The following is a 26,400-nucleotide window of genomic DNA, read 5'->3' as shown; positions in this document are numbered from 1 at the left end:
CCCGCCTCTTCCCACACCCTTCCCCCCCCCCCCCGCGACGGGCCTTGCTCCCCCCCCCCCCCGGTCCGGTACGGCGGGCGGGCCGCGGAACCCTTGCGCGGCGTGCGGCCCGGCGGCGCCGTACCGGGGTTACGGGGTTGCCAGCTGGCCGAGGGTGACGTCGGCGGTCTGGGTGTTGCCGTCCCGGGTGTAGGTGACGGTGACCTTGCTGCCGGGGGTGAGCGAGGCGAGCGTGGTGGTGAGCGCGTTCAGGGAGTCGACCGGGGTGTCGCCGATCTTGGTGATGACGTCCCCGGCCTGCAGCCCCGCCGAGGCGGCCGCGCTGCCCGGGCTGACCGCCACGATCACCGCGCCGGCCGGCTGGAACTGCTGGTTGAAGCTGGTCCGGGCGGTGATGCCGAGCGCGGCCCGGCCGGAGTTGGTGACCTTGCCCTGCTTGATCAGCTGGTCGGTGATGTTGGTGATGGTGGACGCCGGGATGGCGAAGCCGATGCCGGGGGCGGCCGCGCCGTTGGCCTCGGGTTCGGTCGCGGCGAGCGTGTTGATGCCGATCACCTGGCCGTCCAGGTTGACCAGCGCGCCGCCGCTGTTGCCCGGGTTGATCGCGGCCGAGGTCTGCACCATGTTGCCGATGGTGGCGCCCGGCGAGCTGCCGCCCTGGGGCTCGGAGACGGTCCGTCCGGTGGCCGAGACGATGCCCTGGGTGACGCTGCTGGAGAGCCCGAGCGGGCTGCCCATGGCGAGGGTGATCTGGCCGAGCTCGACCTTGCCGGAGTCGCCGAAGGTCGCGGGCTTGAGGCCGCTCGGCGGGCTGGCCAGCCGGATCACCGCGAGGTCGGAGTCGGGGTAGCTGGCGACCAGGCTCGCGTCCAGCGACTTGCTGGTGTTGGCGAGGGTCACGGTGAAGGTGGTCGCGGTACCGACCACGTGGGCGTTGGTGACGATGTCGCCCTTGTTGTCGTAGACGATCCCGGAGCCGAGGCTGTCGCCGGTGGTGATCTGCACCACCGAGGGCAGCACGTCGGCGATCACCTTCTGGTACGCGTCCTGCAGCTGGTTCCCGCTCGACGTGGGGGGCGAGGAGGCCTGCTTGGTGCCGGATCCGGACGCGCCGGACGCGGGCGAGGACGACGAGGAGGAGGCGGAGGAGGACGAGCCGCTGCTACACCCGGCCAGGGCCAGCGCGGCGGTCACCGCGACCGGTGCCAGCAGCCGCGCCTGCGCCGTCCTGGGCCCGGTGGGCCGGGGCCCGGTCGGCCGGGGGCGGGTGTGTTCCTGCTTACGGCTCACCTGGCTGCCTCCGATTCGTCACCACGCCGAGGGCGCGGGCATGAGAGCACGGAAATCTTTGTCAGCATTTCACCGGTTTGTCCGGTTCGCTGGCCGGACTCGCCCGGAAAGCCGACCTAAACCGAACACCTAGGATTCGCCGCATGACTTGGTTGATCACCGGCGGTGCCGGATACATCGGCGGGCACGTCGTCCGCCAGCTGCTCGACGCCGGTGAGCGCGTCGTGGTCCTGGACGACCTGAGCACCGGCGACGCGTCCCGCCTCCCGGCCGGGGTCCCCCTGGTCGAGGGCTCCACCCTGGACCGCGCCGTCCTGGACGCCGCGATCCGCGAGCACGGCGTCCACGGCGTCCTGCACTTCGCCGCCAAGAAGCAGGTCGGCGAGTCGGTCGAGCAGCCGTTCCTGTACTACCGCGAGAACGTGATCGGCCTGCAGACCGTCCTGGAGGCCGCCGCCGAGGGCGGGGTCAAGCGCTTCCTGTTCTCCTCCTCCGCCGCGGTCTACGGCATGCCGGACGTCGACCTGGTCACCGAGTCCACCCCCTGCGCCCCGATGAGCCCGTACGGCGAGACCAAGCTCGCCGGCGAGTGGCTGGTCGCCGCGGCCGGGAAGGCCCACGGCATGTCCACCGTGGCCCTGCGCTACTTCAACGTGGCCGGCGCCGCCTCCCCCGAGCTCTCCGACGCCGGGGTGTTCAACCTGATCCCGATGGTCTTCGAGCGGCTCACCGCCGGCGAGGCCCCGCGGATCTTCGGCGCCGACTACCCGACGCCGGACGGCACCTGCGTGCGCGACTTCATCCACGTCTCCGACATCGCCTCGGCCCACGTGGCGGCCGCCAAGCGGCTGGCCGCGGACCCGGCCGGGACCACCACGCTGGTGCTCAACATCGGCCGCGGCGAGGGCGTCAGCGTCCAGGAGATGCTGGCGGTGATCGGCGAGGTCACCGGCTACGACACCACCGCCGAGGTGACGCCGCGCCGCCCCGGCGACCCCGCCCGGGTGGTGGCCTCCGCCGACCTGATCCACCGCGAGCTGGGCTGGAGCGCGCGCCACGGCGTGGCGGAGATGGTCGCCTCCGCGTGGGACGGCTGGTGCGGCCGCCACCCCGAGGCCCGCAAGGCCTGACGGCCCCGGGTCCGACGGCCCGGTGGGGCGGCGGGGCCGGTGCCCCGCCGCCGACCCGCCCCAGCCGGCCCACCCCAGCCGGCCCGCCCCAGCGGGCGGGCACGGCTCAGCGGGCAGGCACCGCCGTGCCGTAGAAGGCGTCCAGCGCGTACACGCAGCGGTCCTTGGAGCCGACGAAGACCCGGCCGCCGACCGCCACCGGTGAGCCGGTGAGCTCGCCCTTGGTGCCGAGTTCCCAGCGCAGCTGACCGCTCGCCAGGTCCAGGGTGTGCAGCGAGTGGTCCCGGCTGCCCAGGTGCACCAGCCCGTCGGCCACCGCCGGGGAGCCGACGATCTCGCCGCGCGCGGTGTAGCGCCAGCGCTCCCGGCCGGTCGCCGCCTCGAAGGCGTACAGCACCTCGCCGCTGCCGACGAGCACCATGCCGTCCCCGACGACCACCGGCTCGGCGCCCTGGCGGCTGCCGGTGACCCCGCGCCAGCGGTCCAGGCCGGTGGCCGCGTCCAGCGCGTAGACGGTGCCCAGGTAGTCGGCCACGTAGACGGCGTCGGCGTCCAGGGCGGGCGGGGTGAACAGCACCACCGGGGCCTCGAAGCGCCAGCGCTCGACCCCGCTGGCCGCGTCCAGCGCGTACACCCGGGTGCCGGCCGTGACGTACAGCACGCCGCCGCGCTCGACCGGGTGCGAGGGCACGTCCTCGCCGACCTGGAAGGACCAGCGCAGGCCCGCGCCGCGCGGGTCGACGCAGCGCAGCCGTCCGGCGCCGTAGTAGTAGGCCGCGCCGCCCAGCAGGACCGGGCCGGACTGCGGGTTCTCGTAGTCCTGCTGGGCGTCGTCGGCGCGCCACAGTTCGGCGCCGTTGGCCGCCGAGCGCAGCTGGACGCCGCCGCCCCTGATGCCGCAGCAGAGCACGCCGTCGGCGGCGGAGAGCGAGTAGACCCAGCCGTCCAGCGAGGTGCGCCAGCGCTCGGTGCCGTCCGCGGCGTCCACGGTGTACAGGTGCGGGCCGTCCGCGGCGTGCGCCCGGCCGGCGTCCACCGCGAGCGCCCAGGCGACGTCGCGGGTCTTGTAGCGGCGCTCGCCGGAGCCAATGTCCAGCGCGTGCACCTCGAAGCTGGAGACGAAGAGCATGCCGTCGGCGACCACCGGGGTACCCCAGACGTCGTTGGACATCCGGAACCGCCAGGGGCGCCAGCGGGCGGCCGGGGCCGGCGGGGTGGGGGCCTGGACCGGCTGCGGCGGCGCGGTGGGGGCCGCCCGGCGGACCCAGTCGGTCGCGGCCGGGGCGGTGTTCGGACCGGGCTGCTCGTGCTCGGCCCGCGGCCCCGGGCCTATCCGTACCGAGGCGCCGGACAGCTGCACCTCGACGGCGCCGCCGCCCGTCGGCGCGCGGTGCTTGTTCGGGGAGGCGATCTTCGCGGTCGGGATCTCGGCGTCGGAGGCCTGGCCCGGCCGCGGCGCGGTGTGCACCGGCCCGGCCGGCGGCTGCCCGTGCCGGACGCCCGGGTCGGTGCGCGGGTCGGCGGCCCCGTGGGACTGCGGCGGGACCAGCGGCGGCGGGGGCGTGTACGACGGCGCAGGCGCCTGCGGCGGCTGCGGCGGCTCGGCCTGGACCGGCCGCGGCGGGGCCGGCTGGCGACGGCCGCGCTTGCGCTCGATCAGCTCCAGCGCGTTGGCCGGCAGCCAGTCCCCGGCCTCGCCGGAGGCGTCGTCCCGGGAGAAGAGGTGCGGGGCCAGTTCGGCCTGGATCTGCGCCGGCGTGGGCCGGTGCTCGGCCGCCTGCTGCATGCAGGCCCGGACCAGGTCCATCAGCTCGGGCGGCATGCCGGTCAGGTCCGGCTCCTCGCGCAGCAGCTGGAACACCGTCTCGACCGGGTTGGAGCCGCGGAAGGGCGGGTGCCCGGTGGCGCAGAAGACCATCAGCGAGCCGAGCGAGAAGACGTCGCTGGCGCCCCGGACGGTCCGGCTGTCCCGGGCCTGCTCGGGGGACATGTAGGCGGGGGTGCCCACCGCGACGTTGGTCATGGTGAGCCGGGTGCTGGAGACCCCGGCCGCGATGCCGAAGTCGATCACCTTCGGGCCGTCCTCGACCACCAGGACGTTGGAGGGCTTGAGGTCGCGGTGGATCAGCCCGGCCGCGTGGATGGACTGCAGGGCCTCCGCGATGCCGGCGACCAGCCAGCGGGTGGCGTCCACCGGCAGCGGGCCGCAGTCCTCGACCAGGTCCTCGAGCGAGGGTGCCGGGATGTACGCCGTGGCGAGCCAGGGCACCCGGGCGTCCGCGTCGGCGTCCACCACGGCCGCCGTGTAGAAACCGCCGACCGTCTTGGCGGCCGCGATCTCCCGCGCGAAGCGAACCCGGAACAGCTCGTCCTCGGCCAGCTCCCCCCGGACGGTCTTGATGGCCACTCGTCGCCCGGACGCGGACCGCGCCAGGTAGACCAGCCCCATCCCACCCGCGCCGAGCCGCCCCAGCACCTCGAAGGGCCCGATCCTCCTCGGATCGTGCGCCGTCAGCTGGTCCACTCCGCTGCCACCTCCCCGTTGTCCGCACCCGCCGCGTGGTGCCGGACCCGATTCTCCAACGCCGCCCGGCGCATCTCCAACCTCCCCCGCCCGGAGAGCACCGCCGGGCGCCCCCGCCGCCGGGAACGGAACGGCTGGATTCTGACGCCCGCTCCGGCTGCGGCTTGCACCCGGAGCTCCGGACCGTCCACTTCGGGACGGCTCCGGACCCCTCACCAATCGTCACGTTCTGTCACCCGACCACCCCTCAGTGGACTCGCCGTCACGCTGTGAGGTCAAAAGCACACGGGGGGGCTTCAACAGGGGCTTCGAGGCCCGGTGAATATCCGTCCGAAGTGGTTGATGCCGCTATACCAACCCCCGTGCGGAGTAATAGTCGCATCACCGAATCGCGCCAAGATCGTGCCACGGTAAGCTGACGGCATGACAGGACAAGTTCGCACCGTCGACGGTCGCGTCGCCGGGCGACGCGGACAGGAGACGCGGCAGAAGCTGCTCGACTGCCTCCGCGAGATGCTCAGCACGTCGCCCTATCGGGACGTCAAGGTCATCGACGTCGCCCGTATGGCGGGTACCTCCCCCGCGACCTTCTACCAGTACTTCCCGGATGTCGAGGGCGCAGTCCTCGAAATCGCCGAGGAAATGGCCAAGGACGCCGACACCCTCAAAGAGCTGGTGGCCGGAAAGTCCTGGGCAGGGAAGTCCGGACCGACCACTTCGGAAGAACTGGTCGACGGATTCCTCGCCTTCTGGCGCAAGAACGACGCCATTCTCCGAGTGGTCACGCTCGGTGCCGCCGAAGGGGACAAGCGGTTCTTCAAGATCCGCATGACCGTCCTCAACGCGGTCGCCAAGCCGCTCGCAGAGGCCGTCAAGGAACTCCAGGCGAAGGGTCAGGCCGACAAGTCGCTCGACCCGAACGCCGTCGCCGGGGCCCTGGTCTCGCTGCTCGCTTCGGCGGCCGAGCACCAGAAGGCCTTCACCTCCTGGGGCGTCAAGGTCAAGGACCTCAAGCCCAACCTCGCTCCCCTGGTGTACCTGGGCGTCACCGGCAAGAAGCCGCCCAAGTAGACCGACCAACCGACCCACCATCCGCTCCGCGCGCAGCCCCGGCCTCCTGTCCGGGGAACGACGGACGGCGGCCGTGTCCTCGGGGGAGGTCCGCCGACGTACCGCACGCGCGCCAGACATGCCGGTGGGCGGGCACCCCCTAGTACGGGGTGCCCGCCCACCGGCATTCGTCTGTCAGGGCTCCTTACGGCCCGCCTCCCTGCCCGCCCCGAGCGGCGTCACGGGCGAGCGGGCGAACTCCCGCCCCGAGCCGCGTCACCAGCGAGCGGGCGAACTCCCGCCCCGAGCCGAAGGGGCGCGCCGGTGCCGAAAGGGAGAAGCGACAAGCGAGGCACGAGCGCCGGAGCGCCGACCGTCGGCACCGGGTCAGAGCGCCCCGGAGGCGAGCGGGCGATTCAGGGGCAGCGCACGACCTGACCGGCGTACGCCAGGCCGCCGCCGAAGCCGAAGAGCAGGACCGGGTCGCCGGGCGAGAGCTCGCCGCGCTCGACCAGCTTGGAGAAGGCCAGCGGGATGGAGGCGGCCGAGGTGTTCCCGGAGTCGACCACGTCCCGGGCCACCACCGCGTCGCCGAGGCCCAGCTTGCGGGCGATGGCGTCGATGATCCGCAGGTTGGCCTGGTGCGGGACGAAGCCCTTCAGTTCGGCCGGGTCGATCCCGGCCCGCTCGCAGGCCTGCCGGGCGAGCGGGGCGAGCTGGGTGGTGGCCCAGCGGAAGACCGACTGGCCCTGCTGGCTGATCACCGGGTCCCAGCCGGTGATCACCACGGCGTCGCCCTTCTCCGGCTCGGAGCCCCAGACCACCGGCCCGATACCGGGCTCGGCGCCCTCCTCCTGGGCCTCGACCACCGCGGCACCCGCGCCGTCGCCGAAGATCACGCAGGTGGAGCGGTCGGTCCAGTCGAGCGTGTCGGACATCCGCTCGGCGCCGATCACCAGCGCGCGGCGGGACGCGCCGGCCCGGATCGCGTGGTCGGCGGTGGCCAGGGCGTACGAGAAGCCGGAGCAGACCGTGTTGATGTCGTACGCGGCGGGCGAGCGCACGCCCAGCCGGGCGGCCACCGCGGCGGCGGTGTTGGGACTGCGCTCGATCGCGGTGCAGGTGGCGACGACGACGAGGTCGATCTCCTCAGCCGTCCGGCCGCTGTTGGCGAGCGCCTTCTGGGCGGCCTCGGCGGCGAGGTCGACCAGGGTCTCGCCTTCGGCGATGTGCCGGGTGCGGATGCCCACCCGGCTGCGGATCCACTCGTCGTCGGTGGCGACGAGCGCCGCCAGGTCGTCGTTGGTGAGGACCTTGGGGGGCTGGTAGTGCCCGAGTGCCACAATGCGAGAACCGCTCATGCTGCCATGGAACCGGGTTACCCGCTGGTCAGCGGGGCACGACCGGCGACAGGATCCGCACCGGCGATCTGTAGGGGATCAACAACGGCCGTTGGGGCGCTTGGGGTCGCGCGTGTGCCAGGTAGCGCGTGTGCCGAGGTCGCGCGTGCCGAGGTCAGGCGGCCAGCGTCGCCGTGTCCCCCATCACGATGACCGGGTGGGCGGCCGGGTCCAGGGTTCGTATCAGCTCGGCCATCTTGTCCTCGGGGATCGACACGCAGCCGTGGGTGGGGCCGTCGTGGTCCACGTGGAGCCAGATGCCGCCGCCCTTCTTGGAGCCCATCGGGCGGCGCATGTCGAGCGGAGTGCTGCCGGCGACGCGGTTGTAGTTGATCGCGACCACGTAGTCGAAGGAGCCGGCCAGCTGGTCGCCGAAGAAGCCGGTGCCGGAGACCACGAAGCTCGGGTCCTTGTCGTACGGGATCTTGCTGCCCGGGTCGTCCTTGCGGCCGCCCGCGTCGGTGAGGCTGAAGACGCCGATCGGGCTGCGCAGGTCGCCCTCGTTGTGGTCGGCGGTCCAGCCGTTCTTGCCGTTGTGGCCCTGCCAGGTCTCGCCGGCCAGCCAGCGGCCCTCGGGGGTGCGGGTCCAGAGGACGACGGTGTTCTTGTCGGTGTTCTTGTCCGTGCCGGAGGCGACCAGGACCTGGGCGGTCTCAGCGGGGATCTTCGCGGTGAACGTGGCACCGAGGCCGGGTATCGCGGCCACCGAGGCGTCCGGGCGGGCCTGGCTGCGGCCGGCGGCCTGGGGGGCGGCCTGCCGGTCGGAGGCGGCCTGGACGGCCGCGGGGGCCGGGGCGGGCTGGTCGGGCTTGCTGACGCCGTCGGGGCCGGGGCCGTCGGCGGCGGTGAGGCCGGGCTTGGCCTCGTCCTGGCCGACGGTGTACCAGCCGGCGGCGGCCGCGACCAGCAGGGCGGTGCCGGCCATCACGGCCTTGCCGTGACGTTTCTGCTTCGCCTTGCGCCGCCGGCCCCGGTTGGCCGCCCGGCCGCCCGCAACGGGCGTGGCCGCGACGGGGGTGGCGGCGGGCACGACGGGGGCGAGGGGCTCGGGGGTCGGCTCGTAGGCGGCGGGCTCCGACGCGGGGACGGCCGGTTCGGGCGCGTGGACGGCCGGTTCCGGCGCGGGCTCGTACGACGGGAACGGCTGGTCGTACGCCTCGAAGTACCCGTCAGGGGCCTGCTCGTACGACTGCTCGTACGACTGCTGGTGCGGCTGGTCGTAGGGCTGCTGGTCGTAGGGCTGCTGATAAGGCTGCTCGTACGGCTGGTACACGCCGTAGCCGTACTCCTGCCCGGCGGGCTCCTGGTACGGCTGCTGCGCGGGCTCCTGGTAGGGCTGCTGAACCGGCTGCGCGTACGGCTGGTACGTGCCGTACGGCGCCTCGTGCGACTGCTGCGGCACCCCGTACACCGGCTCTTGCATCGGCTCGTACGGCGGGTACTCGGTGGCGCGATGGGAACCGGACATGCGGTCGATCCTGCCAAACGCCCTACCCGTTGGTAAACCCGGGTCGCGTGCGGAGGCCGTGAAGGCACCGCCGCCCGGGCCGGAGTGCGGCCCGGGCGGCGGGAGAGTGCGCTGGTCGGAGGGCAGGTCAGAGGCGCATCGCCTGCGGGGTCTCACGGCGCGTCAGGTCCGGGCCCTCGTACTCGCGGATGATCTCGTAGCGGGTGTTGCGCTCGACCGGGCGGAAGCCGGCGTCGCGGATCAGGCCGAGCAGGTCGTCGCGGCCGAGCTTGTTCGGGGTGCCGAAGTTGTCCGCGTCGTGGGTGATCTTGTACTCGACGACCGAGCCGTCCATGTCGTCCGCGCCGTGGCTGAGCGCCAGCTGGGCGGTGGTGACGCCGTGCATCACCCAGAAGACCTTGACGTGCGGGACGTTGTCGAAGAGCAGCCGGGAGACCGCGAAGGTCTTCAGCGCCTCGGCGCCGGTGGCCATCTCGGTGCGGGCCATCAGCTTGTTGCGCACGACGCCGTCCTTGGAGTCGTGGAAGTCGTGCTGGTAGCGCAGCGGGATGAAGACCTGGAAGCCGCCGGTCTCGTCCTGCAGCTCGCGCAGCCGCAGCACGTGGTCCACCCGGTGACGGGGCTCCTCGATGTGGCCGTACAGCATGGTGGCCGGCGTCTTGAGGCCCTTGCTGTGCGCGAGGCGGTGGATCCGCGACCAGTCCTCCCAGTGGGTGTCGTGGTCGACGATGTGCTGGCGGACCTCCCAGTCGAAGATCTCCGCGCCGCCGCCGGTCAGCGACTCCAGGCCGGCGTCGATCAGCTCGTCCAGGATCTCGTCGGCGGACAGGCCGCTGATCTTCTCGAACCAGTGGATCTCGGTGGCGGTGAAGGCCTTCAGCGAGACGGTCGGCAGGGCCGCCTTCAGCTCCCGCAGCGAGCGCGGGTAGTAGCGCCACGGCAGGGTCGGGTGCAGACCGTTGACGATGTGCAGCTCGGTGAGGGAGTCGACCTCCATCGCCTTGGCGAGGCGGACGGCCTCCTCGATGCGCATCGTGTAGGCGTCCTTCTCGCCCGGCTTGCGCTGGAACGAGCAGTACGCGCAGGACGCGTTGCACACGTTGGTCATGTTGAGGTGGCGGTTGACGTTGAAGTGGACGACGTCGCCGTTCTTCCGCGTCCGCACGTGGTGGGCCAGACCACCCAGCCAGGCCAGGTCGTCGCTCTCGTAGAGCGCGATCCCGTCCTCGCGGGTCAGCCGCTCACCCGCGTAGACCTTCGCCTCCAGCTCGCGCTTGAGCCCTGCGTCCATGCGGTGACCCGCCTCCTCCGACTTCGATTCCTTGCCGGAACGAGCGTACGCCTATGCGGAGAGCAGCTCGGCGAGCAGTGCGGGTTCGATGTTCCCGCCGCTGACCACGGCCGCCACCGACTGGCCCCCGGTCTCGGCGGCGCGGTGGAAGTACGCGGCCGGGGCGACCGCCCCGGAGGGCTCGGCGACCAGCCGGCCGCGGCGGGCCAGCAGGGCGACGGTGGCCCGGATCTCGTCCTCGGTGACGGTGACGATGTCGTCCACGTAGGCGGTGATGTGCTCGTACGGCAGCACGCCGACGGACGGGGTGCGCAGGCCGTCCGCGATGGTGCGGTAGGTGTCGGCGACCGGCCAGGAGAGCCGGCGCCCGGCCCGCAGGCTGGCCTGGGCGTCGGCCGCCAGCTCGGGCTCCACGCCGATCACCCGGATGCCCGGGCGGGTGAGCTTGAGCGCGGCCGCCGTCCCGCCGATCAGCCCGCCGCCGCTGACCGGCACCAGCACGGTGTCCAGCTCCGCCGCGGCGTCCTCGGCGATCTCCAGACCCACCGTGCCCTGGCCCGCGATGATGAACGGGTCGTCGTACGGCGGCACCCAGACGTAGCCGTGCTTCTCGGCGAGCTCGCCGGGCAGGGTGTCCCGGTCCGCCGGGGACACCAGCACCACCTCGGCGCCGAACCCCCGGGTGGCCTCCACCTTCACCGCCGGCGACGTGTCCGGCATCACGATCACGGCCTTGATGCCGAGCAGCTGCGCCGCGTACGCCACCGCCTGCGCGTGGTTGCCGCTGGACTGGGCGACCACGCCGCGGGCCCGCTCGTCCGCCGTCAGCGCGGCCAGCCGGTTGTAGGCGCCGCGGGTCTTGAAGGCCCCGGTCGGCTGGAGGTTCTCCGGCTTCAGCCAGAGCCGCCGCTCCCCCTCGGCCGCCCAAGGGGCGGGAACCAGCGGGGTGCGCACGGCGACCCCCGCGATCCGCTGCCGAGCTGCGCGCAGCTCCTCCAGACCGACCAGTGCCATGCGTCACTCTCCTACAGGAGGAAGTTCACTCACCCGGTTTTCCCACTTCGTGGAGAGTACGACGGTGGTGCGGGTCCGGGCCACGCCCTTGGTGCCCGAGATCCGCTTCACCACCGACTCCAGGCCGGCCACGTCGGCCACCCGGACCTTGAGCATGTAGGAGTCGTCGCCGGCGATGAACCAGCAGTCCTCGACCTCGTTGAGGTCCTTCAGCCGGAACGCCACGTCCTCGTGGTCCGCCGCGTCCGTGAGCTGAAGGCCGATCAGGGCCGTGACGCCGAAACCGAGCGAGGCCGGGTTGACCGTCGCGCGGTACCCCGTGATGACCCCGGCCTGCTCCAGGCGGTTGATCCGGTCCGTGACGCTCGGGCCGGAGAGTCCGACCAACCGGCCCAGCTCGGCGTAGGACGCACGGCCGTTCTCCCGGAGCGCCTGGATGAGCTGTCTGTCCACCGTGTCCATATACCGTCCGCGTCCTTCCGAACCTCTCCAGACCCACAGATCATTATCCGGATTCAAAGGCGCCGTGCGCCGACCGACCCGGATATCGCAGAGAAGATACTCTCCCGCCCTCGGTCTCCTTACTCCCCCTCAGCCGAAGCGCCCTCATTCCCGTCCGCTCGGCGGGCGGCCGCGCCCAACTCGCCCTCCCAGCGCAGGTACAGGGAATGCGGCACGCCGACGGCGTCCAACACCCGTCCGGCCACGAAATCCACGAGTTCGCGCACGGTGGAGCCGCCGGCGTAAAAACCGGGCGAAGCGGGCAGGACGACCGCGCCCTGCGCGTCGAGCTCCACCAGGTGCTTCAACGTCACCCCGTTGAGTGGCGTCTCGCGCACGCACACGACGAGCGGGCGGCGCTCCTTGAGGGTGACACTGGCGACCCGCTGCAGCAGGTCCTTGCTCAGGCCCAGCGCGATCCCGGCCACCGCGCCGGTGGTCGCGGGCACCACCAGCATGCCCTTGGCCGGGTACGAGCCGCTGGACGGGCCGGCCGCGAAGTCCCCGGCGGGCCAGTAGCGGACGTCGTCCAGGCCGTCCTCGGGGCCCTCCACGCCCAGCCAGGCGGCCAGGTCGGCGCGCCAGTGGGCGTCCCGGAAGGAGATGCCGGTCTCGTCCAGGATCGTCAGCCGGGCGGCCCGGCTGACGATCAGGTCCACCGCCTCACCGGCCGCCAGCAACCCCCGGATCACCGAGGCCGCGTACGGCGTCCCCGACGCGCCCGAGACCCCGACCACCCACGGCTGACGCTTCGCATGTCCCATGGGGCATTTCTATCCGGCTTCACCCGGCGGAGCCGCATCCGCGGTCGCCCCTGGAAGGATGGGGGCATGGCAGCGACCCTCGTCGACCTCACCCATCAGGTGACCACCGCGATGCCGGTCTACCCCGGCGATCCGGCCGTCCTGCTGGAGCCCGCACTCACCACCGCCACCGCCGGGGTGAACGTGCTGGCCCTGCACCTCGGCTCGCAGTCCGGGACCCACGTGGACGCGCCGTACCACGTGGACGTCACCTGGCCGACCCTGGACGGCCTGCCGCTGGAGCGGTTCACCGGGCCCGCCGTACTCGCCGACCTGCGCGGGCTGGAGCCCCGGACGGCCGTCACCCCCGACCTGCTGGCGCCCGCGCTGGAACGGGCCGCGGACTCCGGCGAGGGCATCGTCCTGCTGCTGGCCACCGGCTGGGCCCGGCACTGGGGCACCGACGCCTACCTCGCCCACCCCAGCCTGACCCCGGCCGCCGCCGAGGCGATCGTGGCCGCCGGGGTGCGGACGGTCGGGGTGGACGCGCTCAGCGTCGACCCGACGCCCGACCCGGGCCCCGGGGACCCCGCGGTGGCCGCCCTGCTGGCCGACCTCACCGACGAGCACGACCAGGACACCGCCGCCGAACCGTCGCTCGCCGCGCACCGGGTGCTGCTGGGGGCGCCCGGCGGCGGGGTGATCGCCGAGAACCTGACCGACTTGCGGGCGCTGCTGGAGGCGCAGGAGGCCGGCCGGCCGGTGGCGGTCTCGCTGTTCCCGCTGCGGCTGGTCGCGGCGGACGGCGCCCCGGTACGGGCGGTGGCCCGGCTGGGCTGAGCCGCAGCCGGTCGCCGCCGCGCGCACCTCACTTGGTCTAGACCATCCCCCGGTGGCGCCAGTACGCTGTCCGCCCATGGCTGAGATCATCGGAGTGATCGAGCGACTCTGGCGCTACCCCGTGAAATCCACCGGCGGCGAGCGGCTCGACTCCGTCGAGGTGGACGAGCGGGGCCTGGCCGGCGACCGCCTCTACGCCGTCCGCGACGCGACCGGGAAGCTCGGCTCCGGCAAGAACACCCGCCGCTTCCGCCGGATGGACGGCCTGCTCCGCCTCTCCGCCCGCCTCGGCCATCGGATCGACGGGCCCGAACTGTTCGACCCGCTCGGCCGCCCGGTCGACCGGCCGACCGCCTTCCTACGCGCCTACCTCCAACGCGAGGACGTCGAACTCGCCCGCGAGGACGCCGTCTCGCACTTCGACCGGCTGCCGGTCAGCGTGCTCAGCACCGCCACCCTGGACTGGGTGCGCGAGACCGTCCCCTTCGCCGCCGTCGACGAACGCCGCTTCCGGCCCAACATCGTGCTGCGCACCCCGCCCGGCACCCCGCCCTTCGTCGAAGACGCCTGGCTCGGCCGCCAGGCCCACGGCGGGGCCCCGGACAGCGCCCGGCTCGCCTTCGTCACCTCCAGCGAACGCTGCCCGATGACCGGCGCCCCGCAGCCGGGACTGCCGCACGCACCCGAGATCCTCAAGGCCGTCGTGCACGCCCACGACGGCCGCCTCGACGCCCTCGCCGAGGTCGCCGCCCGGGGCCGACTCCGCGTGGGCGATCGGCTGACACTGGACTGACGAACCGTCAACTCGTGCTGCGCGGCGGGCCGATCAGGCAGAAGGGGTGCCCGGCGGGGTCGGCGTAGATGCGCCAGCGGCCGGCGTCGTGGAGGTGGGTGGCATCGAGGGCGAGGACGTCGCGGTGGGCGGCGGCCAGGTCCTCGACGTCGATGTCGAGGTGGGCCTGGGCGGGGTGCTCCGGGTCGGGCCAGCGCGGCGGGCGGTGGTCGGCGACGCCCTGGAAGCAGAGCACCGCGCCGCCGTCGAGGTGCAGGGTGGACCAGTCCGTGTCCAGCGACCAGCGCGGGTCCGGGCGGTCCACCTCGCCGCCGAGCAGGGCGGCGTAGAAGCGGGCGAGGATCGCCGGATCCGGGCAGTCGAGCACGAGGCACTGCAGTTTGCCGATCACGGTTCTCCTCGGGCCTGGTTGCGGCCCTCGGATTCTGCCCCGGGGAGGGCGACCGCCCGCAGGTAGGAGTCGACGAAGAGGTCGATGGACTCCGCCAGCGAGGGCAGACCGGCGCCGAGGGCGGGTTCGAGCACCGGCCGCAGCAGGATGTGGGTGATCAGCGGGCCGAACAGCAGCTGGACCAGCACCGGGAGCGGCAGTGGCCGCAGCCGTCCGGCCTCGATGTGCGGCCGCAGCAGCCGGTCGAGGCCGTCGAACATCCGCGGCAGGTTGGCCGCCATCATCTTCGCGGCGGGACCGTCCGGGCGGCTGAACAGGTCGGCGAGGACGGCCGGGACGATCCGGGGCTCCTGGGCGAAGGCCGCGGCAAAGGTGTCGTAGAACGCCCGGACGGTGTCCGCGAGGCGCTCCGGCGGGTCGGCCGCCAGGGCCTCCAGGTCCGGCAGTGGGCCGTAGTGCTCGAAGACGGCGGCGAGCAGACCGTCCCGTCCCTCGAAGACGGTGTGCAGGCTGGGCAGCGAGCACCCGGCCCGGTCGGCGACGGCGTCCAGGGTGATTCCGGCGAGGCCGCGCTCGGCCACCAGCAGGGCCGCCGCCTCGATCGCGCGCTCGCGCACCGGCGGCCGCCCGCCCGGGTCGACCCCGGCCTGCCGGACCGCTTCGTCCAGCGCCGCGCGGGAGCCGCCGAGCCGACGCAGCAGTGTGCTGCGGGAGATGCCGGCCGCCGCGGCGATCGCCGTCAGCGGGACGTCGGCGACGTCCTGGCCCCGCTCCTTCGCCGCCGCGACAGCGGCCGCCACCAGATCCTTCATGTGGAGCATCGTACTACTTGACACCTGAGACGGTTCCAGAGAGTCTATTAATGCAAGTTCCACACGGACAGTGATCTGTCGAACACTGAAGGGAGACGGCCATGAGCGTCGTGATCTCCGGGGGCGGTCCGGCCGGAATGATGATGGGCCTGATGCTGGCCCGCGCAGGAATCGAGGTGACGGTGCTGGAGAAGCACGGGGACTTCCTGCGCGACTTCCGCGGCGACACCGTCCACGCCTCCACCGTGCGACTGATGGACGAACTCGGCCTGGGCCGGGAGTTCGCCGCACTGCCGCAGAGCCGGCTCGGCAACATGGTGGTGCCCGTGCCCGGAGTCGGCCCGGTCGCCCTGAGCGCCTTCGAGCGGCTGCGCGCGCCGTACGACTACATCGCGATGATCCCGCAGTGGGACCTGCTCGACTTCCTCGTCGCGGCGGCGCAGCGGGAACCCACCTTCACGGTGCGGATGAACACCGAGGCGACCGGCCTGCTCCGGGAGGGCGGCCGGGTGGTCGGCGTGCGGTACCGCACCCGGGACGGCGAGGAGGGCGAACTGCGCGCCGCGCTCACCGTCGCCGCCGACGGACGGCACTCCACCCTGCGCCAGGAAGCCGGACTGCAGCCCGAGGAGTACCCGGTGCCCTTCGACACCTGGTGGTTCCGCCTCCCCCGGCACGCCGACGAGCAGGCCGCGCCGCCCAACCTCGCCCCCGGCTTCGGGCACGGCGACATGGCGCTGAGCCTCACCCGCGACGACTACTTCCAGATCGCCTACTTCAGGGCCAAGGGCACCGACCCCCAGCTGCGCGCCGAGGGCATCGAGCGCTTCCGCGAGCGGATCGCCCGGTTGCTCCCCCAATACGCCGACCGGGTCGACCAGTTGACGAGCCTGGACGACGTCCACCTGCTCGACGTCAAACTCAACCGGCTGGACCGCTGGTACGCCGACGGACTGCTGCTGATCGGCGACGCCGCCCACGCGATGTCCCCGGCCGGCGGGGTCGGCATCAACCTGGCCATCCAGGACGCCGTCGCGGCCGCCACCCTGCTCGCCGAACCGCTGCGGCGCGGCCGCCCCACCGTCGCGGCCCTGGCCCGGGTGCAGCGCCGCCGGTGGCGGCCGACCGTGATCATGCAGCGCCTGCAGCGGGTCCTGCACCGCGTGATGTTCGAGCCCGTCCTCACCGGCCGCCGGGTCGGCCCGCCCACCCAGCTGGTGCTGCTCGCCCGCTACGTCCCCGGCTTCCCGCTGCTGCTGTCCCGCATGGTCGCCTTCGGCCCGCTGCCCGAGCACGCCCCGGCCTTCGCCCGACGACCGGCGGCGTGAGCCGGCGGGCCGCCGGGAATGACCGATGGCATGACGATCCCTCACCGCTCGACCGGCACCGGCGACCACCACGTCCTGGTCCTGCACGACTGGTTCGGCACCAGCGTGGGCTGGGGCCCGTTCCTCGACTACCTCGACGGCGGCGCCTTCAGCTACGCCTTCCTCGACTACCGGGGCTACGGCGAACGCAAGGACGTCCCCGGCGACTACACGCTCGCCGAGATCGCCGCCGACGCGCTCGCCCTCGCCGACCAGCTCGGCTGGGACCGCTTCTCGGTGGTCGGCCACTCGATGGGCGGCAAGGCCGCCCAGCAGGTGCTCGCCGAAGCCCCGCTGCGGGTCCGCAAACTGGTCGGCCTGGCTCCGGTGCCCGCGGGGGCCTACCCGCTGGACGAGGCCGGCGAGGCGCTGTTCTACGGCGCCGCCGAGGACCGGGAGAAGCGGCTCACGATCCTCGACCTCGTCACCGGGCGACGAGCCGGCCGGGTCTGGCTCGACCGCATGGTCGACCAGTCCCTGCACCTGTCCACGCCCGAGGCCTTCGGCGGCTACGCCCGCGACTGGACCACCGCCGACCTCGAGCACCGGATCAGCGGCCACCCCGTCCCGGTCAAGGTGATCGTCGGCGAACACGACCTCGCCCTCACCGCCGACGTCATGCGCGGCACCTGGCTCAGCCACTACCCCAACGCCGAGTTGGAGGAGCTCGGCGGCACCGGCCACTACCCGATGTACGAGGCACCGGTGGCCCTGGCCGCCTCCCTGGAGGGCTTCCTGCACAACTGAGGCCCCGGCTGCGCAGCGCAGGAAGTCGGCGGGGCCGACTTCCTGCGCCTGGAGTGGCGCAACGGATCGGGATCAGCAGGCGGGGCGCAGGGTGAGTCTGCGGGCGGCGAGGAGGGCGGTGCGGGCGATGGCGGCACCGGTGCGGGCGGTGGCCGGGTCGGGGACGGGTCGCCGGGGGACGAGGCCGGCGCAGGGGCGGCAGATGCCCGGGCTGGGCACGGGGGCGCGGCACTCGCGGCATTCGGTGCGCGGGGGCGGGGCGACAGCCGGACGGCCCGGTGGGGGCAGTTTGCGCTTCAGGCGATTGCGGAGGATGCCGACCGGGGAGTGCACGGGCTGCGGGAGGCCGGGGACGAGGGCCTGGGTGAGGTCGGCCTCGGTGGCGCCGCGCGCCAGCCACTCGGCGACGAGGGGTGCGAGGGCGAGGGCCTCGCGCTCGCCGAGGCGCAGGCGGGGCTCTCGGCGGATGACCCGGTAGAGCGCGGCGACCGCCTCCTGGACCTGCAGGTCGGGCGGTGGCGTCAACTCCTCTGCGGGGAGGGTGGGTACTTCTTCCGGGTGACGATCTCGTTCGGAAGAACGGTGAAGCTGCGCGTCCGGACGCTACGATGAATGTGCATGGGGAGTGTTGGCTCCTGGTGCCGGGCCCCGGGGTGTTCCAGCACCGCCGGGGTCAACTCTTTCCGCGTACGCCACGGAACGTAACACGTCGATCGCGCCCCGTGTTAACCGGATTGACGAATAGTCAGCGCTCGAAGCGCCAGGGGGCGCACGGGATTTGGGCGCGCGCCGGGTAGACGATGGCGCATGGACTCTGGACCCGTACGCATGGGGTGTCTCATGTTCCTCGCTTACGTTCGATACATGACAGATAAGCGAGTTGACGACACGTCGCCCGTGCTGGTGGTCGGCGCCTCCGGGACGGTCGGACGGCACGTCGGGCTGCAGCTCGTGGCCGCCGGGGTGCGGGCGCGGACCCTGACACAGCGGGCCCTGCTCGGCCCGATGTCCCTGGAGGCGGCAGCGCAGGGCGTCGGCGCGGTCCTGCTGGGGTGGCCGTTCCCGACCCCGGAGGGGGCGGCGGAGGCCGTCGGGGTGCTCGCCCGGGAGGTCGGGCGAGTGGTGTTCCTGTCATCGGCCGTCCCCGGCCGACCGGACGGCACGATCGAGACGCTGCTCGCCGGGAGCGGGGTACGGCACACCGTGCTGCGGGCGCACGGCTTCGCCACCGCGCTGCAGTGGTCGGAGGAGATCAGGGCCGACGGCGCGGTGCGGGGCTACGGCGGTACGGCCGGGCTGAACCCCGTGGACGAGCGGGACATCGCGGCCGTCGCCGTCCGGGCCCTGGTCGAGGACGGCCACGACGGCGCCCGGTACGTCCTCACCGGCCCCGACTCGCCCACGCAGGCGGAACAGGTGAGCATCATCGGCAAGGCCGCAGGCCGCCCGGCGCGCTGGCAGGAGATCCCCCGCGAAGCCGCCCGCCACCGCATGCTCTGCACCGGCCGGCCCCCGGCCATCGCCGACGGCGCACTGGACTTCATCCACGCCCGCATCACCGCCCCCGAGCCGGTGACGACAACCGTCCAGGACCTCACCGGCCACCCGGCCCGCAGCTTCCACACCTGGGCAACGGACCACGCCGCCCTGTTCCGCTGAACGCGGCGGGACGTCACGCAGGCCGCAGCCTTCGCCGGCGTCACGGTGAAGACCATCCGGGCTGGGGGGAGCCGCACTCATCCTCGACCGGTACGTCGAGTTCGGCGGTGACGGCGGTGCGGAGCGCGTCGTGTGTGGGGCCGAGGGCGTGCTGCGGGTCCTGCCAGTGCGTGGGCGGGTAGAGCCACACCGGGCGCTGGACGAGGTGGGCGGGCTCCCAGTCGTAGCGGGGCCAGATGTGGGCGTGCAGGAACGGGTCCTTGTTGCCCAGGATTTCGAGGTTGACCCGGCGGAAGGCCGGATCGGCGGCGCGGCACGCCCGTTCGACGGCCTCGCCGAGGCGGTCGAGGTCGGCGAGGTACGCGAGGCGGCGCGGGCGGGGCAGGTCGCTGAGACGTTCCGCGCCCGGCGTATCGGTCAGCAGGACCGAGTAGCCGGGCAGGAACTGGACGTCTCCGATGACGGCGAAGCCGGCGTCCAAGCGCCGCAGCACGGTGGGGTTCTCGCCCTGGAGCGCACTGCCGATACGGTCGGCGCGCCAGTCGGACGCCCGTAGCTCGACGCCTTGCGCACTATCTCGAAGCAAGGATCAGATTCCGAGGCCGCGAATGATCAGGTCCAGCAGGGCGAAGACGAACAGCGAGATGCCCACGAACCCGTTGGTCTGGAAGAACGCCCGGTTGAGCTTCGACAGGTCGTTCGGCTTGACGATGGTGTGCTCGTACAGGAAGGCGCCCGCGACGACCACGAGGCCGACCCAGAACGCCACTCCGGCGTCCGTCAACAGCGCGAACCAGCCCAACAGGAGCGTTGTCAGGACGTGGCACACGCGCGCGCCCCGGATCGCCGCCGGGATGCCGAAGCGGGCCGGTACGGACCGCACGTCTCCCTGCCGGTCGGATTCGACGTCCTGGCAGGCGTAGATGAGGTCGAAGCCGCCGATCCAGATGCCGACGGCCACGCCGAGGACGACGGCCTCCCAGGACCACGTGCCCGTCACCGCGAGCCAGGCGCCGACCGGCCCCATGGCCTGGGCGAGGCCGAGGATCGCCTGGGGGAAGTCGGTGAACCGCTTGCCGTACGGGTAGACGACCATCGGCACGACGGCGACCGGGGCGAGGGCCAGGCAGAGCGGGTTGAGCATGGCGGCCGCGCCGAGGAAGACCACCAGCGCGACGGCGGACCCGGCGTACGCGGTCTTCAACGACACCGCGCCGGTGACGAGTTCGCGCGAGGCGGTGCGCGGGTTGCGGGCGTCGATCTCGCGGTCGATGATCCGGTTGGCGGCCATGGCGAAGGTCCGCAGCCCGACCATGCACACGGTGACGACGAACAGCTGCCCCCAGTGCACCCGCTTGTCGGCGAGGAACATGGCCGTCAGTGCGGCGATGTACGCGAAGGGCAGGGCGAAGACCGAGTGCTCGATCATCACCAACCGCAGGAACGCCTTCGTACGCCCCGGGGTTTCGACAGCGGCCGTGCTCACAGCCCGTACTCCTTCCAGCGACGCGAGACCAGCGCGGCGGTGGCCGGGTCCGAGGAGACCATCTCCGGCCAGCCGCCGTCGCGGGTGTAGCCCTCTTCGGGCAGTTTGCGGGTCGCGTCGATGCCGGCCTTGCCGCCCCAGAACTGCTGGTAGGAGGCGTGGTCGAGGTGGTCGACCGGGCCTTCGACGACGGTGAGGTCCCGGCTGTAGTCGACGTTGCCGAAGGCCCGCCAGGCGACTTCCTGGTAGTCGTGCACGTCGCAGTCGGCGTCCACCACGATGATCAGCTTGGTCAGCGACATCATGTGGGCGCCCCAGATCGCGTGCATCGTCTTCTGGGCGTGCTTGGGGTACTTCTTGTCGATCGAGACGATCACGCAGTTGTGGAAGCCGCCGGCCTCGGGCAGGTCGTAGTCGACGATGTCCGGGATGATGATCTTCAGCAGCGGCAGGAAGAACCGTTCGGTGAACTTGCCCAGCGGGCCGTCCTCCGTCGGGGGGCGGCCGACCACGATGGACTGCAGGATCGGGCGGCGGCGCATCGTCACGCAGTCGATCGTGAGCGCCGGGAACGGCTCCTGCGGGGTGTAGAAGCCGGTGTGGTCGCCGAACGGGCCCTCGGGCAGCATCTCGCCGGGCTCCAGCCAGCCTTCCAGCACGACCTCGGCGTCGGCGGGCACCTGCAACGGGACGGTCTTGCAGTCGACCATCCGGACCCGCTCGCCCGCGATGAAGCCGGCGAAGAGGTACTCGTCGATGTCGCCCGGCAGTGGCGCGGTGGCGGCGTAGGTGACGGCCGGCGGGCAGCCGAAGGCGATCGCGACCGGGAGGCGCTCCCCACGACGGGCGGCCACCGCGTAGTGGTTGCGGCTGTCCTTGTGGATCTGCCAGTGCATGCCGATGGTGCGGCGGTCGTGCCGCTGGAGCCGGTAGAGGCCCAGGTTGCGGATGCCGCTGTCCGGGTCCTTGGTGTGGGTGAGGCCCAGGTTGAAGAAGGAGCCGCCGTCCAGCGGCCAGGTGAAGAGGGCGGGCAGCTCGTCCAGGTTGACGTCGTCGCCGGTGAGGACGACTTCCTGCACCGGGGCGTCGCCGGACTTCACGTTCCGGGGCGGGACGTGCGCCATGGAGGCGAGCTTGCCGAAGGCGTCACGGAAGCCGGTGAAGCCTTGCGGCAGTTCGGGCTTGAGCAGGCCGGCGATCTTCTCGGAGATGTCGTCGGGGCCCTTGAGGCCGAGCGCCTTGGCCAGGCGCTGCTCGGTGCCGAAGACGTTCATCGCGAGCGGCATCGACGAGCCCTTGACGTTCTCGAAGAGCAGCGCGGGGCCCTTGGCCTTCTGCACGCGGTCGACGATCTCGCCGATCTCCAGGTGGGGATCCACCTCCGCCTTGATGCGCTTGAGGTCGCCTTCGCGGTCGAGGGCCCGGAGAAACGAGCGGAGATCGTCGTATGCCATGCCTGTCAGTATCCGCCACCAGATAGCCTGGCTTGCGTCAAGGGCCCCGGGAAGGCGCCCGCCAATGCCGCCCGCTGGGGGGAGCTCGCAGCCATGTTGCGGATTCTGCTGACCATCGTCCTTCCGCTCGCGCTCTGGGTGTGGGCGTTCGTCGACTGTCTGACGACGCCCGAGGACGAGGTGAGGCATCTGCCGAAGGTGGTCTGGGTGCTGATCGTGCTGCTCTTCCCGCCGCTCGGCCCGATCGCCTGGCTGATCGCCGGCAAGCAGCGCTTCCTGCGGGCCGCGACCGCCGACGGCTACCCGGGGTACCCGGCCGCCGACGGCCCGGGGCGGCCCGCCGCGCGTGGCGGGCGTCCGCTCGCGCCGGACGACGACCCGGAGTTCCTCGCCTCGTTGAAGAAGAGCGACAAGGACCACGAGTCCATGCTCAAGGAATGGGAGGCCGATCTGCGCCGCCGGGAGCGGGAGCTGCGCGACCGGGACGAGCCGGAGGACGGCCGAAAGAGCTGATCACGGGGGTTCTCACGATCCCTCCAACGGCCCACCCGGGCGACCTCGGGTGGGCCGTGGCCTTTTTGGCGCTTCCCTACGACTGAACGCCGTCTCACGCGGATGGCCTCGATCCGGGCGCCCGGCTTGAGTGGACCTTGAGCGGCACCCCAGATGACCGACCTACATTACTGAGGGACGGCCCTGACCTGCGCTTTTGTTCATGCTCAGATCATCGGACCATCATCTGCCCGACAACCCCCGGTATTCGAACGAACACCCAGCGCTCCGGCTCCGACCCGCCCGCTTCTGTGCAAGCCTGACAGCTAAACGAACCCGACCTTGTACGGAATCGACGCCGAAACCAGCGCACGGCCCCTCGTACAGTCATAAGTGAAGAAAGTGATTCGCGGCCGGGGGCACAGCAGACGTTGGCTGTCGGACAGTTCCCTCACCCTTGGAGTGGTTCGAGATGACGGTTGTGCATGAGGCGCCGGTCGACGGCGAGGTTCCCGAGGTCTCGGCCGACGCCCGCGGTCGGGTCGCCGAGCTGCACGAGCTGCGCGAGAAGGTCCGCCGCGGCCCCAGCGACAAGGCCACCGAGGCCCAGCACGCCAAGGGCAAGCTGACCGCCCGCGAGCGCATCGAGCTGCTGCTGGACGAGGGCTCCTTCTGCGAGGTCGAGCCGCTGCGCCGGCACCGCGCCCAGGGCTTCGGCCTGGAGGCCAAGAAGCCGCACACCGACGGCGTCGTCGTCGGCTGGGGCACCGTCCACGGCCGCACCGTCTTCACCTACGCGCACGACTTCCGGATCTTCGGCGGCGCGCTGGGCGAGGCCCACGCGCAGAAGATCCACAAGATCATGGACATGGCCATCGCGGCCGGCGCGCCGCTGGTCTCGCTGAACGACGGCGCCGGCGCCCGCATCCAGGAGGGCGTCACCGCGCTGGCCGGCTACGGCGGCATCTTCCAGCGCAACACCAAGGCCTCCGGCGTCATCCCGCAGATCTCGGTGATGCTCGGCCCGTGCGCCGGCGGCGCCGCGTACTCCCCCGCGCTGACCGACTTCGTCTTCATGGTCCGCGAGACCTCGCAGATGTTCATCACCGGCCCGGACGTGGTCCAGGCGGTCACCGGCGAGAAGATCAGCCAGAACGGCCTCGGCGGCGCGGACGTGCACGCCGGCGTCTCCGGGGTGGCCCACTTCATCTACGACGACGAGCAGTCCTGCATCGAGGAGGTCCGCTTCCTCCTGTCGATGCTGCCGCAGAACAACCGCGAGATGCCGCCGTCCGTGGTGAGCGAGGACCCGGTCGAGCGGCGCAACGACGGCCTGCTGGACCTGGTGCCCGCCGACGGCAACCGCCCGTACGACATGCGCAAGGTGATCGAGGAGATCGTCGACCACGGCGAGTACCTGGAGGTCCACGAGCGCTGGGCCACCAACGTGCTGTGCGTGCTGGCCCGGGTCGACGGCCACGTCACCGGCATCATCGCCAACCAGCCGCAGTCGCTGGCCGGCGTGCTGGACATCCACGCCAGCGAGAAGGCCGCCCGCTTCGTGCAGATGTGCGACGCCTTCAACATCCCGCTGGTCACCCTGCTCGACGTCCCCGGCTTCCTGCCCGGCGTCGACCAGGAGCACGGCGGCATCATCCGCCACGGCGCCAAGCTGCTGTACGCGTACTGCAACGCCACCGTGCCGCGCATCTCGCTGATCCTGCGCAAGGCCTACGGCGGCGCCTACATCGTGATGGACTCCCGCTCCATCGGCGCCGACCTGTCCTACGCCTGGCCGACCAACGAGATCGCCGTCATGGGCGCCGAGGGCGCGGCCAACGTCATCTTCCGGCGCGAGATCAACGCCGCCGAGGACCCGGACGCCATGCGCGCCCAGAAGATCAAGGAATACAAGAGCGAGCTGATGCACCCGTACTACGCGGCCGAGCGCGGCCTCGTGGACGACGTCATCGACCCGGCCGAAACCCGCCAGGTGATCGCCTCCGCCCTGGCCATGCTCCGCACGAAGCACGCCGACCTGCCCAGCCGCAAGCACGGCAACCCGCCGATGTAGCAGCGCGGTTCACCGCAGCAAGCCCTACCGAGCACGGCACCGAGCACCGCAGCGGGCACCACCTCAGACCACAGCAACCGGGGGAGAAACCAGAACATGACCGCTTCCGCCGAACCCCTCGTCCGCATCGTCCGCGGCAGCCTCACCGACGAGGAACTCGCCGCCCTGACCGCCGTCCTGATCTCGCGCGCCGCCGCCGCGCAGCAGGCCGCCGCCTCCGCGCCGATCGAGCCGATCGCCAACTGGCAGCGCCTGGAGCGCCGTCCGGCCTACTACTCGCCGGTCAGCTGGCAGCAGGCCGCCTGACGGCCCGCGGCTTCCGCCGACGGCCGGTCACCCCCATCGGGTGACCGGCCGTCGGCCGTTCCCGGGGAGCGGGCGCACCCTTCGCGTCCGTCCGGTCCGCCCCGGTGCGCCTCGGGCCGGGAACAGCCGACCGGCGGCTCGGTAGGATGCCTACTGGACGGTATGCCTCCGCCGCCCCGTCGGCCCCATAGGATCGGCCGCTGCCGAGGTACCAGAACTTTCCAGGGAGGCTGCGATGGCCAGGCAGGCCCGCGCGCTGGCGACCCGCCAGGCGGTACTCCTCGCGGCGGCCGAGGTGTTCGACGAGCGCGGCTACGCCGCCGCCACGATGTCCGAGATCCTGGACCGCGCCGGCGTCACCAAGGGCGCGCTGTACTTCCACTTCCGCTCCAAGGAGGAGTTGGCGCTCGCCGTCATCGAGGGACAGGGCGCCTGGATCGCCGGCTGGGAGCCGTCCTCGGACAGCTCGGTGCAGAACCTGATCGACCTCGGGTACGCCTTCGCCCGCGCGCTCCAGGACGACCCGCTGGTGCGCGGCAGCATCCGGCTGACCATCGAGCACGGCAGCTTCACCCAGCCGCAGATCGCCGCCTACCAGGGCTGGATGGACCTGGTCCGGGAGCTGCTGGAGCACGCCAGGGACGCCGGCGACCTCCACCCGGGGATCGACCTGGTCGCGGCCTCCGGGGTGATCACCGGGGCCGTCACCGGGATCCAGCTGAGCTCCCAGGTGCTGGCCGACCGGCAGGACCTGATCCAGCGGATGGCCGACCTGTGGACGCTACTGCTGCCCGGCCTGGTCCAGCCGCACGCGCTCGCCCGGCTGAGCGTGGCCGAGCGCTCCTGACCGCGCGCCCGGATCGGACCCGGGCCGGGCCGGTCAGAGCCGGTAGCCGGCCCGGTTCTCCGCCGCCACCAGGGCCGGCAGCGCGGCCGTCCACACCCGGCGCACGGCCTCCGGCCGGGGCCGGTCGGTCTCCTCGCCCGCCAGCAGCACCTGGCCGGCCGCCACCGCGGTGAGCAGCTCGGCGGTGGCCGCCAGGTCCACCCCTGGGCGCAGCTCGCCGGCCTGGGCGGCGCGGTCCAGCAGGCGGTGGACGACCGCGGTGAGACTGCGCCAGGTGGCGTCGGGGCCGGGCGGGCCGCCCGGGACGGCGTTCCGGCGCGGGCCCTGGCGGCCGAGCCGCACGCCGGCCCGCACCACCAGGTCCTCACGCAGCATCCGGGCCAGCTCGTGCGAGAAGTCAATCAGTCCCTGGAGGGCCGGGCCGTCGGCGCGCAGGGCACGCAGCGCGGCCGAGCCGATCTCCCGCCCGGCGGCGCCGCGCACCCCGTCGGCGAGGGCCTGCTTGGACACGAAGTGGAAGTAGAGGGCGCCCTTGCTGACCCCGGCGCGGCGGCTGATGTCGACCAGGCTCGCGGCCTCGAAGCCCACCCGCGCGAAGGTCTCCGCGGCGGCGAGCAGCACGGCCTGCCGGGTCCGCCCAGCCCGTTCCTGCTTGACCACTGGCCCCCTCCGGACTCGACCGGGCGTGATCCCCTCCCCGCCCGGCTGCTGTCGGCGCGCC

At 72.5% G+C, this 26,400-nt stretch carries 26 protein-coding genes; 11 read left to right on the top strand and 15 right to left on the bottom strand.

The window, feature by feature from the left end; genetic code table 11:
* Window positions 1-129: 129 nt before the first annotated feature.
* Window positions 130-1,290, bottom strand: coding sequence for a S1C family serine protease (locus tag ACZ52J_RS05470; RefSeq protein ID WP_465616061.1), 1,161 nt, complete (start codon window positions 1,288-1,290; stop codon window positions 130-132).
* A 143-nt stretch (window positions 1,291-1,433) separates the two neighbouring features.
* Between ACZ52J_RS05470 and galE the strand changes: the two genes are divergently transcribed.
* A complete protein-coding gene (gene galE, locus ACZ52J_RS05465) occupies window positions 1,434-2,420 on the top strand; it encodes a UDP-glucose 4-epimerase GalE (RefSeq protein WP_465616059.1) in 987 nt (328 codons plus the stop codon).
* A 106-nt stretch (window positions 2,421-2,526) separates the two neighbouring features.
* Here galE and ACZ52J_RS05460 read toward each other — a convergent pair whose 3' ends face one another.
* Window positions 2,527-4,944 carry an outer membrane protein assembly factor BamB family protein gene (locus tag ACZ52J_RS05460; protein WP_465616057.1) on the bottom strand — a complete coding sequence of 806 codons (2,418 nt, stop codon included), beginning with the start codon at window positions 4,942-4,944 and terminating at the stop codon, window positions 2,527-2,529.
* 423 nt (window positions 4,945-5,367) lie between these two features.
* Here ACZ52J_RS05460 and ACZ52J_RS05455 point away from each other — a divergent pair, with 423 nt between their 5' ends.
* Entirely contained in the window at window positions 5,368-6,015 is a 648-nt protein-coding gene (locus ACZ52J_RS05455) for a TetR family transcriptional regulator (protein ID WP_030055725.1), read from the top strand.
* A 395-nt stretch (window positions 6,016-6,410) separates the two neighbouring features.
* Here the strand turns inward: ACZ52J_RS05455 and ACZ52J_RS05450 are convergent, their stop codons facing one another.
* The 6 genes from ACZ52J_RS05450 to ACZ52J_RS05425 all read right to left on the bottom strand — a co-directional run bounded on the left by ACZ52J_RS05450 (window position 6,411) and on the right by ACZ52J_RS05425 (window position 12,432).
* Window positions 6,411-7,355, bottom strand: coding sequence for a beta-ketoacyl-ACP synthase III (locus tag ACZ52J_RS05450; protein ID WP_360495506.1), 945 nt, complete (start codon window positions 7,353-7,355; stop codon window positions 6,411-6,413).
* A gap of 154 nt (window positions 7,356-7,509) precedes the next feature.
* The gene (locus tag ACZ52J_RS05445) at window positions 7,510-8,862 is read right to left on the bottom strand and encodes a L,D-transpeptidase family protein (RefSeq protein ID WP_465616054.1); all 1,353 of its coding nucleotides are present in this window, start codon (window positions 8,860-8,862) and stop codon (window positions 7,510-7,512) included.
* A gap of 127 nt (window positions 8,863-8,989) precedes the next feature.
* On the bottom strand, window positions 8,990-10,153 hold the full coding sequence (gene mqnE, locus ACZ52J_RS05440) for an aminofutalosine synthase MqnE (RefSeq protein ID WP_360495512.1): 1,164 nt from the start codon (window positions 10,151-10,153) through the stop codon (window positions 8,990-8,992).
* Window positions 10,154-10,204: 51 nt separating this feature from the next.
* Window positions 10,205-11,167, bottom strand: coding sequence for a threonine ammonia-lyase (locus ACZ52J_RS05435; RefSeq protein WP_465616051.1), 963 nt, complete (start codon window positions 11,165-11,167; stop codon window positions 10,205-10,207).
* Between the two features lie 3 nt (window positions 11,168-11,170).
* Entirely contained in the window at window positions 11,171-11,629 is a 459-nt protein-coding gene (locus tag ACZ52J_RS05430) for an Lrp/AsnC family transcriptional regulator (protein WP_030055719.1), read from the bottom strand.
* A 119-nt stretch (window positions 11,630-11,748) separates the two neighbouring features.
* On the bottom strand, window positions 11,749-12,432 hold the full coding sequence (locus ACZ52J_RS05425) for a UbiX family flavin prenyltransferase (RefSeq protein ID WP_465616049.1): 684 nt from the start codon (window positions 12,430-12,432) through the stop codon (window positions 11,749-11,751).
* A gap of 66 nt (window positions 12,433-12,498) precedes the next feature.
* Here ACZ52J_RS05425 and ACZ52J_RS05420 point away from each other — a divergent pair, with 66 nt between their 5' ends.
* Together ACZ52J_RS05420 and ACZ52J_RS05415 are read left to right on the top strand one after the other, a co-directional pair.
* Complete coding sequence (locus ACZ52J_RS05420; RefSeq protein WP_465616047.1) at window positions 12,499-13,251, top strand: cyclase family protein; 753 nt, start codon at window positions 12,499-12,501, stop codon at window positions 13,249-13,251.
* A 76-nt stretch (window positions 13,252-13,327) separates the two neighbouring features.
* Window positions 13,328-14,044, top strand: coding sequence for an MOSC domain-containing protein (locus tag ACZ52J_RS05415; RefSeq protein WP_465616045.1), 717 nt, complete (start codon window positions 13,328-13,330; stop codon window positions 14,042-14,044).
* Window positions 14,045-14,051: 7 nt separating this feature from the next.
* Here the strand turns inward: ACZ52J_RS05415 and ACZ52J_RS05410 are convergent, their stop codons facing one another.
* Together ACZ52J_RS05410 and ACZ52J_RS05405 are read right to left on the bottom strand one after the other, a co-directional pair.
* Window positions 14,052-14,435: a VOC family protein gene (locus ACZ52J_RS05410; protein ID WP_465616043.1), complete on the bottom strand. Its 384-nt coding sequence runs from the start codon at window positions 14,433-14,435 to the stop codon at window positions 14,052-14,054.
* The gene (locus tag ACZ52J_RS05405) at window positions 14,432-15,247 is read right to left on the bottom strand and encodes a TetR/AcrR family transcriptional regulator (protein WP_465616041.1); all 816 of its coding nucleotides are present in this window, start codon (window positions 15,245-15,247) and stop codon (window positions 14,432-14,434) included. The genes ACZ52J_RS05410 and ACZ52J_RS05405 overlap by 4 nt, the downstream gene beginning before the upstream one ends.
* 101 nt (window positions 15,248-15,348) lie before the next feature.
* On the opposite strand from ACZ52J_RS05405, the gene ACZ52J_RS05400 reads away from it, so the two are divergent.
* Window positions 15,349-16,575, top strand: coding sequence for an FAD-dependent oxidoreductase (locus ACZ52J_RS05400; protein WP_465616039.1), 1,227 nt, complete (start codon window positions 15,349-15,351; stop codon window positions 16,573-16,575).
* A 30-nt stretch (window positions 16,576-16,605) separates the two neighbouring features.
* A complete protein-coding gene (locus ACZ52J_RS05395) occupies window positions 16,606-17,361 on the top strand; it encodes an alpha/beta fold hydrolase (protein ID WP_465616037.1) in 756 nt (251 codons plus the stop codon).
* Between the two features lie 72 nt (window positions 17,362-17,433).
* Here ACZ52J_RS05395 and ACZ52J_RS05390 read toward each other — a convergent pair whose 3' ends face one another.
* A complete protein-coding gene (locus ACZ52J_RS05390; protein ID WP_465616036.1) occupies window positions 17,434-17,886 on the bottom strand; it encodes a hypothetical protein in 453 nt (150 codons plus the stop codon).
* A 339-nt stretch (window positions 17,887-18,225) separates the two neighbouring features.
* Between ACZ52J_RS05390 and ACZ52J_RS05385 the strand changes: the two genes are divergently transcribed.
* Window positions 18,226-19,020 carry a Rossmann-fold NAD(P)-binding domain-containing protein gene (locus ACZ52J_RS05385; RefSeq protein WP_465616034.1) on the top strand — a complete coding sequence of 265 codons (795 nt, stop codon included), beginning with the start codon at window positions 18,226-18,228 and terminating at the stop codon, window positions 19,018-19,020.
* Between the two features lie 40 nt (window positions 19,021-19,060).
* On the opposite strand, the gene ACZ52J_RS05380 is transcribed toward ACZ52J_RS05385, so the two are convergent.
* From ACZ52J_RS05380 to ACZ52J_RS05370, 3 genes are read right to left on the bottom strand one after another with little or no spacing between them, the layout of a single operon-like run.
* Window positions 19,061-19,606, bottom strand: coding sequence for a diadenosine tetraphosphate hydrolase (locus tag ACZ52J_RS05380; protein WP_465616032.1), 546 nt, complete (start codon window positions 19,604-19,606; stop codon window positions 19,061-19,063).
* A gap of 3 nt (window positions 19,607-19,609) precedes the next feature.
* Window positions 19,610-20,506 carry a menaquinone biosynthesis prenyltransferase MqnP gene (gene mqnP / locus ACZ52J_RS05375; protein WP_360495554.1) on the bottom strand — a complete coding sequence of 299 codons (897 nt, stop codon included), beginning with the start codon at window positions 20,504-20,506 and terminating at the stop codon, window positions 19,610-19,612.
* Complete coding sequence (locus tag ACZ52J_RS05370) at window positions 20,503-21,960, bottom strand: menaquinone biosynthesis decarboxylase (RefSeq protein ID WP_360495557.1); 1,458 nt, start codon at window positions 21,958-21,960, stop codon at window positions 20,503-20,505. The genes mqnP and ACZ52J_RS05370 overlap by 4 nt, the downstream gene beginning before the upstream one ends.
* A 93-nt stretch (window positions 21,961-22,053) precedes the next feature.
* Between ACZ52J_RS05370 and ACZ52J_RS05365 the strand changes: the two genes are divergently transcribed.
* The 4 genes from ACZ52J_RS05365 to ACZ52J_RS05350 all read left to right on the top strand — a co-directional run bounded on the left by ACZ52J_RS05365 (window position 22,054) and on the right by ACZ52J_RS05350 (window position 25,679).
* A complete protein-coding gene (locus tag ACZ52J_RS05365; protein WP_465616029.1) occupies window positions 22,054-22,473 on the top strand; it encodes a PLD nuclease N-terminal domain-containing protein in 420 nt (139 codons plus the stop codon).
* A 451-nt stretch (window positions 22,474-22,924) separates the two neighbouring features.
* Window positions 22,925-24,526, top strand: a complete 1,602-nt coding sequence (locus ACZ52J_RS05360; protein ID WP_465616027.1) for an acyl-CoA carboxylase subunit beta — start codon at window positions 22,925-22,927, stop codon at window positions 24,524-24,526.
* A gap of 96 nt (window positions 24,527-24,622) precedes the next feature.
* Window positions 24,623-24,832 carry an acyl-CoA carboxylase subunit epsilon gene (locus ACZ52J_RS05355; protein WP_465616025.1) on the top strand — a complete coding sequence of 70 codons (210 nt, stop codon included), beginning with the start codon at window positions 24,623-24,625 and terminating at the stop codon, window positions 24,830-24,832.
* A gap of 235 nt (window positions 24,833-25,067) precedes the next feature.
* Window positions 25,068-25,679 (top strand): ScbR family autoregulator-binding transcription factor, encoded by a 612-nt coding sequence (locus ACZ52J_RS05350; protein ID WP_360495568.1) that lies wholly within the window; start codon window positions 25,068-25,070, stop codon window positions 25,677-25,679.
* Window positions 25,680-25,712: 33 nt separating this feature from the next.
* Here the strand turns inward: ACZ52J_RS05350 and ACZ52J_RS05345 are convergent, their stop codons facing one another.
* Window positions 25,713-26,339, bottom strand: a complete 627-nt coding sequence (locus ACZ52J_RS05345) for a ScbR family autoregulator-binding transcription factor (RefSeq protein WP_465616023.1) — start codon at window positions 26,337-26,339, stop codon at window positions 25,713-25,715.
* Window positions 26,340-26,400 lie beyond the last annotated feature (61 nt).

The sequence above is a fragment of the Kitasatospora sp. NPDC034035 genome (genome assembly GCF_055575755.1).
This window is presented reverse-complemented; position numbering and strand designations above follow the sequence as displayed.